This window comes from Qipengyuania sp. (genome assembly GCF_048550555.1).
Taxonomy (GTDB): domain Bacteria; phylum Pseudomonadota; class Alphaproteobacteria; order Sphingomonadales; family Sphingomonadaceae; genus Qipengyuania.
In genome coordinates, this window is sequence record NZ_JBLYYF010000052.1 from 47,806 (window position 1) to 59,588 (window position 11,783).

An 11,783-nucleotide genomic window follows, 5' to 3' on the forward strand; every position below is an offset into this window, starting at 1 on the left:
AGTCGCCGTGGTTTCACCCTCGTGGTGCCCGCCAGCGACAGGTACGAAAACGGCCCGGAAAACCTTCCGGGCCACAAACGCCAATTCTGACGTGGGAAAACTTTTTTTCAAGGGTTGTTTTGCGGGCGCGAAAGACTCAAATATGCCCTCAAGATCAGCGGCGAAACGCGGTCTTGTTCCCCGGAGACGGGGTACTTTGGCTCTTAACAGCGCGAAAGGAGGTGATCCGATGTCTCATGGTTCAGCAGAGAGGTCGGCAAGTTTCCGCGCGGGGTACTATCGGTAAGCAGAGTCGATAGAGACCTCGTGAGCGGCACTTCCCGCCGCTGACCATGCGAAGGGCAGCATCACCCCAGGGTGGCGCTGCCCTTCTCATTTTGGTGGGTGCGCTCTCGACATCCGTCGATAGCTTGCGGCACCAGCCCTCACCCCCACCCGGCCACCCACGGAATTATGCTGATGGGTGGCCGGGTGGGGGTGAGGGCTGGTGCCGCCGCAAGGGAAGCGCGGATGCGCTTCACGCACGCAACAAAAACTCCTACCCCGAAACCTTGCGGAAAACCGCTTCCGGCCTTACCCGCGCATCCATGGATTTCGAGCATCTCCCCCACCCCGCCCCGGTTCCCGGCGAGACCCGCCAGCAGGCGCTGCAGGACCCCGGATTCGGCAAGTTGTTCACCGATCACATGGTCGTGATCGATTACGATGCCGACGCTCCGAATTCGGTGGGAGGCGGCTGGCACAGGGCCACGCTCGGTCCGCGTGAACCGATCACTCTCGATCCCGCGGCGGCAGTGTTGCACTACGCGCAGGAAATCTTCGAGGGCATGAAAGCCTACAAGCGCGAGGACGGCAGCCTCGCCCTGTTCCGGCCCGAGCAGAACGCGCGCCGCTTCAACGACAGCGCGCGCCGGATGGCGATGCCCGAGCTCCCCGAGGAGCTGTTCCTCGAATCGATCCGCCAGCTGGTCGCCAGGGATCGCGACTGGGTGCCGGGCGATCCCGACGGCTCGCTCTACTTGCGGCCCTTCATGTTCGCCTCGGAAGCCTTCCTCGGCGTGCGCCCCGCGCGGCAGTACAAATATATCCTCATCGCCAGCCCGGTCGGCCCCTATTTCAAGGGCGGCGCCAAGCCGGTGAAGATCTGGGTCAGCCGCAACTACACCCGCGCGGCCCCCGGCGGCACGGGAGCGGCCAAGACCGGCGGCAATTACGCCGCATCGCTCGTACCGCAGGCCGAGGGCATCGCCAATGGCTGCGACCAGGTGGTCTTTCTCGACGCGGTCGAGAAGAAATGGGTCGAGGAACTGGGCGGGATGAACCTGTTCTTCGTCTTCGACGACGGCAGCGTTGTCACCCCCCCGCTCACCGGCACGATCCTCCCGGGCATTACCCGCGACAGCCTCATCCAGCTTCTGCGCGAAGAAGGCCTGCAGGTGCGCGAGGAGCCCTATAGCATCGACCAGTGGCGCGCCGATGCCACGACGGGCAAGCTGCTCGAGACAATGGCTTGCGGCACCGCCGCGGTTGTCACGCCCGTTGGCACCGTGCTCGGCCCCGATGGCGAGTTCACCATCGGCAACGGCGGCACCGGACAGATGACCAACAGGATCCGCGAGAGACTGATCGGCATCCAGAAGGGCACCGTCGAGGACACCCACGGCTGGACGGTCACGCTCGACTGATCAGAACCGTGGCCTGACGAGAAAGCGTCGGGTGAACGTCGCGCTCGGGCGCAGGACGATGATCGCCACGCCGAGCAAGGCAATCGCCCCGCCCGCCAGAAGGCGACCGCCGATGGCATCGCCGGTCAGCCAGGCGCCGAATGCGATGGTCAGAATCGGCGTGAACAGCGTCAGCGGCACGATCAGATTGGCGTCATGCTCCTGCAACAGCCGGTAATAAGCGGTATGCGCACCCACCGAGACGACGACCGAGGCGAAGAACAGGCAGGCGACCAGTTCGAGCGGGGCCTTGGCCAATGACGCGACCTGACCGCTTTCCATCGTCGCCGTGAGTGGCAACAGCACCATGATCGAAGCGACCGCCGCCCAGGCCTGGATGCGGATCGAGGGCAGCTCCAGTCGCTTGACGAAGACCGAGCCCAAGGCGCCGACCAGCGCCGAGATGAACACCAGCAGCAGGCCGGTGCTCGTCTCCATCTGGTTGTCGCCCGCCATGGCGAACAGCACCCCGCCGAAGGCGAGACCGATGCCCATCCCGCGCCGCCAGCGAACGCGCTCGCCGAGGAAGAGGATCGCGAAGAGCACGGTCATCGGCGCGCCGGTCAGGCTCACCACGCCCGCGGCTGAAGGACTCGCGGTCGCCAAGCCCATGAACAGCAGGGCGAAGGAGCCGCCGCTGATCGCCAGCCCGATCACCAGCACCTGCCACAGCCTTGCCGGAAGCGGGCGCAGCAGCGGGACCAGCACGAGCGCGACGATCACCGATCGCAGCAGCGCGTAGAACAGCGGCGGTGCGCCGAGATCGGCGATGGCGATCTTGCTCACCACGACGTTGAGCGCCCAGACGACGTTGCACGCCATCATGACCACGAGCGCGCGCGCAGGCACGATCAGGCGTCCAGCGGCGGCAGGGCGGCCGCAAGTTCGGCCAGCCAGGTATCGGCCACCGCGTCGCTGGGAGCCCGCCAGTCACCCCGCGGACTCAGCGCGCCGCCCGCCGAGACCTTCGGTCCGTTGGGCATGGCGCTGCGCTTGAACTGGCTGAAGCCGAAGAACCGCCTGAGGAACTTCTCGAGCCATTCGGCGATGGTGACGAGGTCGTAGGCGTTCTTCGCATCATCCGGGAAGTCGATCGGCCAAAGCCCTGATTTTGCATCCTTCCAGGCATGCCAGGCGAGGAAGGCAACATGGCTCGGCTTCTGGCCCCAGCGGATGACATGATGAAGGAAGAAGTCGTTGAGCTCGTAGGGCCCGATGATCGATTCCGTGCTCTGGATCCGACCGTCGGCGCCAACCGGAACCAGCTCGGGGCTGATTTCCGTGTCGAGCACATCGCCCAGCACCGCATCGACGCCGGGATCGAACTGCCCGGTCTGGATAGCCCAGCGGATGAGATACTGGATCAGCGTCTTGGGCACGCCCGCATTGACCCCGTAGTGGCTCATCTGATCGCCGACGCCGTAGGTGCACCAGCCGAGCGCGAGTTCGCTCAGATCGCCCGTCCCGATGACCCAGCCGCCATGCTGGCCGGCTAGCCGGAAGAGATAGTCGGTCCGCAGCCCCGCCTGGACGTTTTCGAAGGTGGTGTCGTAGACGGGCTCGCCGTCGGCGAAGGCATGGCCGATGTTCTCGAGCATCAGCGTGGCACTGGGCCGGATATCGATTTCCTCGGCGGTGGTCCCGAAGGCCTTCATCAGCCGCCAGGCATTGCTCTTCGTGCTGTCGGACGTGGCGAAACCGGGCATGGTATAGCCGCGGATATCGCTGCGCGGACGGCCGAGCCGGTCCATCGCCTTCGCCGCCACGATCAGCGCATGCGTGCTGTCGAGTCCGCCCGAAATCCCGATGACAAGGCATTTGGGGCGTGTCGCCTCGATCCGCCGCATCAGCGCGTCGACCTGAATATTGAAGGCTTCGTAGCAGTCCTCGTCGAGCTTGTCCGCGCGATTGGGTACGAAGGGGAAGCGACGGATCGGTCGTCGTAGGCCATGGTCTCCGCGCGGCGCGGCATGTGCGAAACCGATCCTGCGGTAGCTGTCCTCGGGCCGGCCCGCCGCCTCGGCGGCGTCGTTGAAAGTCTGCATGCGCATGCGCTCGGCAAGAATGCGCTGGGTATCGACATCGACCACGCATAGCTCGGGCGCGAGATCGAACCGCTCGCTTTCCGCCAGCAGGTCGCCCAGTTCGTAGATCATGCCCTGCCCGTCCCACGCGAGATCGGTGGTGCTTTCGCCATGACCGCTTGCAGAGTAAGCATAGGCGCAGACCGCGCGGCTCGAGCTCGCCCGGCTGAGCAGGTGGCGTTCGTCGGCCTTGCCGATGGTAATGTTCGAGGCCGACAGGTTGAGCACGATCGTGGCTCCGGCGAGTGCGGCCATTGTGCCCGGAGGGGTGGGCGCCCAGAAATCCTCGCAGATTTCGATCCCGAAGACGAAGCCCGGAAGATCGCTGGCGGCAAAGAGCAGATCGGTCCCGAACGGCACTTCGTGCCCCGCGCAGGCGATCGTCAGCCCCACGCAGCCGCGCCCATGGGCGAACCAGCGCTTTTCGTAATATTCGCGGTAATTGGGCAGGTAGCTCTTGGGCACAACGCCGAGCAACTCGCCGCGCGACACCACGACCGCGCAATTATAAATCCGTCCATTGCGGCGCAGCGGTGCGCCGAAGACCAGCACCGGGGCGAGCTCGCGAGACGCCTCGATGATCGCCTCGGCCTGCGCCTCCACCGCATCGAGCAACGCCGACTGCAAATGAAGATCGTCAAGCGCGTAGGAGGACAGCGCGAGTTCGGGATAAAGCAGCAGATCGACATGCTCCTCCGCTGCATCGCGCGCGCATTCCAGGATCGCCGCGGCGTTGAAGGCCACGTCCGCGGTGCGAACCTTCGGCGTTGCCGTCGCGACGCGGACGAAGCCATGCGTATGCAGGTCGTAGAAGGGATGCGTGTCGCTGCCGCTCATGCTGGCGGGGCCTTTCTCGTCTGAGGACGGCGGGGCCGGTTCGATCCAGTCGGCCGGCTGGCAGACGCCGAGTTCGGCCAGCCGTTTCTGCACCGAGGCGCGGGCGATCTTGCCCTTCGCCTCCCAGCCGTAAACCGTGCGGCTCGGCCAGGCGGCGGGAACGCCATAACGCGCGCCGAATTCCTCCGCGCTGAGCGGTGGATCCTGCGCTTCGCGCCATTGGCGAATCTTGATGCCGGCCAAGTGCATGGCCAAGCGAGTATCCTTTTAGGCTACTCTACGCAACCGCAGCCTGCTCTTCCTTGCGCATCTCGCTGCGGAAGCCATTGAGGACGGGGCCGGCATGGTGCGTTGCGCCCGCCTGCGATGCAAAGGCCGCCAGCAGCTGGCTGCCGAGCCCGCCATCGGGATCGACGAGGGCGTCGTCACCGACACCGTCATCCTCGATCGTGAAGCGCCAGCCGTCGTCGCGGACATGGAAGAAGACGGCGATGGTCCCCGGACGTCCGTCGGGGAAGGCGTATTTGCAGGCATTGGCGACCGCCTCGTTGAGATAGAGGCCGATTGCCACGGCTTCCTCGCGGGTCAGCGTGGCGGGTTCGACCTCGCGGAACAGCCGCACTGCGGGAGACAGGCTCGCCCCCTCGATCCGGTCGAGCAGGAATTCGAGATAGGGCTTCATCTCGACATTGGGCTGGTCCGACTGCTCGAGCGCCAGCGCAGAATAGGCATCGGCAAAAGTCCGCACGCGGCCCACAGCCTCTTCGAGCGGGGCATGCAGTTCCTGCTGCGGAATGCGACGCTTCTGCAGTTCGAGCATGCTGGCGACGAGAGCGAAATTGTTCTTGGTCCGGTGCTCGAGGTCGGCCAGCAGCGTCAGGCGGCGGTCCGCCCGCTCGCGAATTTCATCCATCGTGCTATGCGCCGCGCGCCGGAACGCCTCGGCAAAGATCAGCACCACCAGCGCACTCGCCGCATTGAGCAGCACGCGCGCCGGGTCCGTGGGATCCGCGAACAGCAGCGATTGCGTCGGCGGCAGGATGACGAACCAGGCCCAGAAGAAGGTCAGCAGGAACGCCACCGCGCCCGCCTGCCAGTGACCGTAGAGCGTGGCGAGCAGGATCGTGGGATAGATCAGCGCAAACGGCCCCGAGACGGGCGCCCAGACGTCGAACAGCGAGCGCAAGCCGATCATGGCGCCTCCGCACAGGACGCCGAAGATCACTTGCGCAGCGATCTTGCTCCGGCGCGTGAGGAAATCGCGACTGACGTCGAAATTGGCGAGACGCTGCATTGGGGCGACCTTCCAGCGGAAGACTGATGCCAGGCGAACTGCGAATGCAGCGACGGGCAATCGACGGCTCCGCTCCATCGAATTTGCAGCTTTATCCGATTTCGAGCGCGAACATAACCCTTCGCAACACCGCCAGTCAGGCGGCGAGCAATTCCTTCGCCTTGGGGCTTTCGTGCAGCAACTCGATCAGGCCGCGTTCTTCGCGGGTGAGCCAGCGCGTCGCGCGCGGCAGGCGCAGAGAGTCGCGCCACTCTTCCTGCTCGGCGAGCAGTTCGAAGACGGCCGGGTGAATATAGCTCTTGCGCGTCACGGCAGGGGTATTGCCCAGGTGCGCCGCAACGCATTCGAGCAGCGCTTTCATCGGCATCGCTCCCTCGGCTTCGTTGAGGCAGGTCAGAGCCCTCACGCTCGCGTGCCAGGTGCGAAAGTTCTTGGCGGTGAAATCCTGCCCCATGGTCTCGCGCAGGTAATCGTTCACATCGCCCGAGCCGACGGTGTGCAGTTCCCCGTCTTCATCGATATATTTGAACAGGTTCTGCCCCGGCAGATCCTGCATCTTGCGGACCATCCGCGCCAGGCTGCCGTCGGACAGCGTCACCTCGCGCAATTTGCCGCCCTTGCCCTTGTAGCGCAGGCGGAGTGTCTTGCCGGTCAGCTCCGCATGGCGCTTGCGCAGCGTCGTCGCCCCGAAACTCTTGTTGGTCTTCGCATAGCCTTCGTTGCCGACGCGCACCGCGCCGAGATCGAGCAGCCGGACCACGCTCGCCACCGCGCGTTCACGCGTCAGCTTGTGTCCGCGCAGATCCTCTTCGACGCGCTTGCGCACCAGCGGGAGCAGGCTGCCGAAGGTGACGCAGCTGTCGAACTTCTCGCCCTCGCGCGCAGCACGGAACTCGGGGTGGTAGCGATATTGTTTGCGCCCCTTGGCGTCGACGCCGGTGGCCAGGATGTGACCGTTGGGTGCGGGGCAAAACCACGCGTCCGTATAGGCGGGCGGCAGTGCGATCGCGCTGAGCCGGCGCTTTTCCGAAGGGTCGGTGATCAGACCGCCTTCGGGATCGTAATAGGCCCATCCCCTACCCGCCCCCTTGCGTGTTATCCCGGGCAGGTCGTCGTCGACATAGATGAGCTTCGTCATGGCGAAGGCAACAACCGTGGGATTGGCATCACGGTTCCCCACCTTGCGGCGAATGGAGGGGTGGATTAGCACCCGACCAGAGGAGAACGAGCTTGGCCGACGCAACCTACACCCCGCCTGAAGTCTGGACCCACGACGCCGAGAACGGCGGACGTTTCGCCAGCATCAATCGCCCCACCGCGGGTGCGCGCGAGCAGAAGGAGCTGCCGGTCGGCGAGCACGACTTCCAGCTCTATTCGCTGGCGACGCCCAATGGCGTGAAGGCGACCATCATGTTCGAGGAACTGCTCGAGGCGGGTCACTCCGGCGCCGAGTACGATGCCTGGACGATCAATATCGGCGAGGGAAACCAGTTCGGATCGGGTTTCGTCGACCTCAACCCCAATTCCAAGATTCCCACCCTGCTCGATTGCAGCGGGAAGACGCCTTTTCGCGTGTTCGAAAGCGGTGCGATCCTGATGCACCTCGCCGAAAAATTCGGCGCCCTCCTGCCCACCGATCACACGCGTGCAGAGGTGCTCAGCTGGCTCTTCTGGCAGGTCGGCAGCGCCCCCTTCATCGGCGGCGGATTCGGCCATTTCTACGCCTATGCGCCGGAGAAATACGAATATCCGATCAATCGCTATGCAATGGAAACCAAGCGGTTGTTCGATGTCGCCGACCAGCGCCTCGCCCAGTCCGAATATCTCGGCGGCACGGATTATACGGTTGCCGACATCGCGACCTTCCCCTGGCTCGCGCCCTTCGTTCTCGGCGGCATCTACGGCGAGGCACGTACCTTCCTGTCGATCCACGAGTACGAGAATGTCGAACGCTGGGTGAAGCAGATAGCGGAGCGCCCGGCGGTACGCCGCGGACGCATCGTCAACAAGGCATGGGGCGAGGAAGACGAGCAATTGCTCGAGCGTCATTCGGCAGCCGATTTCGAAGGCAAGAAATACTAGCCGCCCCGCGCACCAGCGCTTGACTTGCATTCGGGCCTGTCCTCTCATCGCCAGCGTGACGAGAGGACATCCGATTGGCTGACGCGCGGCCGCCCGTCTCACGGCTGGAGAAGATCGGCTATGGCGTGGGCGAGCTCGCCTCGTCCTTCTACATCAACTTCTTCAACATCTACCTGCTCTACTTCTTCGTCGAGCTCGGCGGGGTCGGTCCGGCGGCTATGGGGCTGATGCTGCTGCTGACCAAGTTCTTCGACGCGGTCACCGATCCGGTGATGGGCGCGATCGGCGACCGGACCCGCAGCCGCTGGGGGCGCTATCGCCCCTTCCTGCTTTGGGGAGCGGTCCCCTTCGGACTGTTCGGCGCAGCGATCTTCGCCGCCCCTCCGATGTCCCCCACGGGTATGCTGGTCTGGGCCTATGTCACCTATACGTTGACTATGGTCGCCTTCACCGCGACCAATGTCCCCTACGCCGCGCTCATGGGCGTGATCTCGCCGAGCGCCGACACGCGCGCCTCGGTTGCGGCCTATCGCATGGTATTCTCTGCGCTGGCCGTGGTCGCCGTCGCCGTCGTCGCGACCACGCTGGTACGCGAACTGGGCGCGGGCGACGAACGCTACGGGATCAGTCTGACCATGGTCCTGCTCGCCGGAAGCAGCACGCTCGCCCTGCTCTCGGCCTTCGCCTTCAGCCGTGAGCGCATTCCCCCGGCCGAAACCAATGGCCGCATCCGCGACGATGTGAAGCTGCTCGTGCACACCCCGGCATGGATCGCGGTCGCCATTGCCGCGGTGCTGACCCCGGTCGCGCTCGCCGCACGCGCGGGCAGTGCGCTGTTCTGGTTCCGCTATGTCGCCGGCGACGACGGGCAGCCCGTGTTCCTGTTCCTCGACCGGATCGGCCTGTTCTACACCGCCTTCGCCTTGGGACAGCTGTTGGGGGTGGTCCTGGCCGGGGCCTTGGCCCGGCGATTCGACAAGGGCCATCTCGTGATCTTCGCCGGCGCGCTCAAGGTCTGCGCCATCGGCGCCTTCTACATCATGCCGCTCGACGCGATCTGGCCGCAGACCATCGCCCAGGTCGTGGTGGGGATCGGCCTCGGCATGATCATGCTGCTGGCCTATTCGATGTTCACCGACATCGCCGAATATATCGAGTGGACCACCGGGCGCCAGATGACCGGCCTGGCGGTGTCGGGCGCGGTCTTCGCGATCAAGACGGGGATCGCGCTCGGCGCCGCGCTGCCAGGCATGCTGTTCGCCCTGACGGGCTTCGAAGCCGGTGCGGTACAGAGCGAAAATGCCAAATTCGGCATCGACTTGGCATTCGCCATCGTCCCGGCGCTCATGATCGTGCCCGCCGGAGTCGCAATGCTGTTCTACCGGCTCGATCGGGCGACCATTGCGGAACTGGAAAACGATCTCGCGAAGCGGCGGATGCAAACTGCCCCCACCCCCTTCCCTTCCGCGCGCGACGCGCTATAGGGGCGCGCACCCGCTGGGGTGTAGCCAAGTGGTAAGGCATCGGTTTTTGGTACCGACATTCGCAGGTTCGATCCCTGCCACCCCAGCCAGCTAGCTTCGAAGCAACCCCAAAAGCCCGGAAATCCTTGTTCTTCGAAACCAAGTCAGGCCTGAATCACTTCATCGTCGACTCCGTCGTCAGGCTGACCGCTGCAAATTTCGCGGAAGCCGGCGGCCATGAAGCGGGCCAGTCGCGCCTTTATCGCGTCGAAGTCATCCGCCTTGCACAGGCCTTCGGATAGCTTGTCGATGCGCCCCGTTCGAGCGAGCGTGAGCATGAGAGCGCCCGACACGAAATGGAAGCCCCAGAAAATCTCCGTGCGGCTGCAGTCGGGCATGGCGCGCTCGAGCAGGCCCGTCAGCCTGAGCACGACGGGGTCGAACCACTGGTCGAACATATCCGCGCCCCATTCGGGCGTACTCGCGACCAGCGCCGCCATCGTCCCGGCGTTGCGCCAGCCCGGACCGCCCTCATAGAGTTCGAGGTTCGTGTCGAGAAAGGCGCGTAACGCTCCCTCCACCGTGACGTTGTCACCGACCTCCTTCTCGTACGTGTCAAGGGCCTCCATACGCACCCGGTTGGCCTCGCGCGCGCGCCGGGCAAAGACCTCGTCGAATAGCTTCTGCTTGTCGTTGAAATAGTAGTTCACCAGCGTGTGGTGCACGCCGATCTCGGCGGCGACATCCTTGAGGGCAACGCCGTGAAACCCGCGCCGGGAAAACAGCATTTCGGCGGCATCGAGCATCTGTTCGGTAGTTTCCGCGCGGCGCTCCGCCTTCGATTGTGGTTTCCTGGCGCTCACTTTCTTCGATGCCAACGGTCCATCCCTCTTGAATTTTGAAGCGGCAGCCTGCGCGCGGGCGATGTGAATGTTCCACTCGGGCCGCCGCGCCTCTCAAGGCACGAGAGGCAAGGGTCATCGACCAAAGTGTGACCATCCGCAAGCCACCGTGGCTCGTAACGTCTTTCGTTGCGAACGCCCATGATACCGCAAAAACCAGCCGGCAACGGCCCTGTCAACGTTGTTCACGCTCGCGAGAGTGAATGTTGACAAGCGATAAAATGGTGGTACCTCCTCAGCCAGACGAGCGCGAAAGCTCGCACCAGATGACCAGGGAGAGAGTTTATGAGATCGCACCTCGCGGCGACTGCTTCGGCGTTCGCCATTGCCTTGTCGGCCAGCCCTTCGTTCGCTCAAGACACATCTTCGCCCGAGGCTGAAGGCGAGCGGATCGAGGATATCTCTCCGGCCGCCGACGAGCGTGCCAATGTCATCATCGTTACGGCGACCAGGCGTGAGTCGAGCCTTCAGGACGTGCCCCTGAGCGTCAGCGCCTTCCAGCAGGAAGAACTGAACGAGAAGGGCATCGTCGGATACGAACGCCTCGCACGGGAAACGCCCGGCGTAGTCATCAACCGGCCGACGCAGAACTTCAACAATTTCACCGCGCGCGGCATCTCGACCAATGGCTACAGCGCGGGGCTGCAGGCACCGGTTGCCATCTATATCGACGAGCTGCCAATCTCCGCCAACGGCAACTCGACCATTCTCGATCCCAATCTCTACGATGTCGAGCGCGTCGAATTCCTGCGCGGCCCGCAGGGCACGCTGTTCGGCTCCGGCTCGCTCTCCGGTGCGATGCGGATCATCACCAAGAGTCCCAATCCGCAGGCGTTCGAAGCCTCGGCGCTGGTAGACCTCGGCTATACCGAGGAAGGCGGTCTGCGCCAGCGTTACAACGGGATGGTCAACGTTCCGCTGGTGGATGATGCCATGGCATTCCGCGCGGTCGGGTATTACCGCAACGAAGACGGCTGGGTCGACAATATCGGCACCGGTATCAAGGACGCCAATTCGCTCGAGGCCTACGGGGTTCGCGCCGCTGTCCTCGTCCAGCCGTCTGACCGGTTCTCGGTCAAGTTCTCGGTCAACAAGGAAGTCAGCAAACCTGCCGATTCGTCGCTGACCAACCCGGCGCTGGGCACCTATGTCCGCAGAACCGCCAAGCCCGACGAGTTCCAGAGCAATCTGCTGGCGCTCAACGTGACGGTGAACGCCGATCTCGGTTTCGCCGAACTGGTCAGCTCGACCACCTATTCCGATCTGGTCGGCGACTTCATCGTCGATCTTGCCGGCACCTACAACCAGCTCGTCCCCTTCTCGCTCGACGCGGTCGGCTACGACGACATCATCGTGCAGGAAGTCCGCCTGGCATCGTCGCATGGCGGGCCCTTCGA

At 64.3% G+C, this 11,783-nt stretch carries 9 protein-coding genes and 1 tRNA gene; 5 read left to right on the plus strand and 5 right to left on the minus strand.

The window, feature by feature from the left end; translation table 11 throughout:
- Positions 1-587: 587 nt before the first annotated feature.
- Positions 588-1,685, plus strand: a complete 1,098-nt coding sequence (locus ACN4E0_RS13770) for a branched-chain amino acid aminotransferase (RefSeq protein ID WP_419568743.1) — start codon at positions 588-590, stop codon at positions 1,683-1,685.
- Here ACN4E0_RS13770 and ACN4E0_RS13775 read toward each other — a convergent pair whose 3' ends face one another.
- The 4 genes from ACN4E0_RS13775 to ACN4E0_RS13790 form a co-directional block, all read right to left on the minus strand.
- Positions 1,686-2,573: a DMT family transporter gene (locus ACN4E0_RS13775; RefSeq protein ID WP_419568745.1), complete on the minus strand. Its 888-nt coding sequence runs from the start codon at positions 2,571-2,573 to the stop codon at positions 1,686-1,688. It abuts the gene before it with no gap.
- 2 nt (positions 2,574-2,575) lie between these two features.
- Complete coding sequence (locus ACN4E0_RS13780) at positions 2,576-4,645, minus strand: NAD(+) synthase (protein WP_419568759.1); 2,070 nt, start codon at positions 4,643-4,645, stop codon at positions 2,576-2,578.
- 277 nt (positions 4,646-4,922) lie between these two features.
- The gene (locus ACN4E0_RS13785; RefSeq protein ID WP_419568747.1) at positions 4,923-5,939 is read right to left on the minus strand and encodes a sensor histidine kinase; all 1,017 of its coding nucleotides are present in this window, start codon (positions 5,937-5,939) and stop codon (positions 4,923-4,925) included.
- Positions 5,940-6,075: 136 nt separating this feature from the next.
- On the minus strand, positions 6,076-7,077 hold the full coding sequence (locus ACN4E0_RS13790) for a DNA topoisomerase IB (protein ID WP_419568749.1): 1,002 nt from the start codon (positions 7,075-7,077) through the stop codon (positions 6,076-6,078).
- A gap of 92 nt (positions 7,078-7,169) precedes the next feature.
- On the opposite strand from ACN4E0_RS13790, the gene yghU reads away from it, so the two are divergent.
- From yghU to ACN4E0_RS13805, 3 genes are all read left to right on the plus strand, one after another.
- Positions 7,170-8,021 carry a glutathione-dependent disulfide-bond oxidoreductase gene (gene yghU, locus ACN4E0_RS13795; RefSeq protein ID WP_419568750.1) on the plus strand — a complete coding sequence of 284 codons (852 nt, stop codon included), beginning with the start codon at positions 7,170-7,172 and terminating at the stop codon, positions 8,019-8,021.
- A 74-nt stretch (positions 8,022-8,095) separates the two neighbouring features.
- On the plus strand, positions 8,096-9,505 hold the full coding sequence (locus ACN4E0_RS13800) for an MFS transporter (protein ID WP_419568752.1): 1,410 nt from the start codon (positions 8,096-8,098) through the stop codon (positions 9,503-9,505).
- Between the two features lie 14 nt (positions 9,506-9,519).
- Positions 9,520-9,594 (plus strand) — tRNA-Gln (locus ACN4E0_RS13805).
- A gap of 54 nt (positions 9,595-9,648) precedes the next feature.
- Here ACN4E0_RS13805 and ACN4E0_RS13810 read toward each other — a convergent pair.
- Entirely contained in the window at positions 9,649-10,290 is a 642-nt protein-coding gene (locus tag ACN4E0_RS13810) for a TetR/AcrR family transcriptional regulator (protein WP_419568754.1), read from the minus strand.
- A gap of 381 nt (positions 10,291-10,671) precedes the next feature.
- On the opposite strand from ACN4E0_RS13810, the gene ACN4E0_RS13815 reads away from it, so the two are divergent.
- Positions 10,672-11,783, plus strand: a 1,112-nt coding sequence (locus ACN4E0_RS13815; protein WP_419568755.1) for a TonB-dependent receptor, incomplete at its 3' end; no start/stop codon positions are given.

Excerpts from the sequence above, each read along its gene's own strand:
- ACN4E0_RS13770 (WP_419568743.1), top strand. The coding sequence starts at position 588 with ATGGATTTCGAGCATCTCCCCCACCCCGCCCCGGTTCCCGGCGAGACC.
- ACN4E0_RS13790 (WP_419568749.1), bottom strand. The coding sequence starts at position 7,077 with ATGACGAAGCTCATCTATGTCGACGACGACCTGCCCGGGATAACACGC.
- ACN4E0_RS13780 (WP_419568759.1), bottom strand. The coding sequence starts at position 4,645 with ATGAGCGGCAGCGACACGCATCCCTTCTACGACCTGCATACGCATGGC.
- ACN4E0_RS13810 (WP_419568754.1), bottom strand. The coding sequence starts at position 10,290 with ATGCTCGATGCCGCCGAAATGCTGTTTTCCCGGCGCGGGTTTCACGGC.
- ACN4E0_RS13785 (WP_419568747.1), bottom strand. The coding sequence starts at position 5,939 with ATGCAGCGTCTCGCCAATTTCGACGTCAGTCGCGATTTCCTCACGCGC.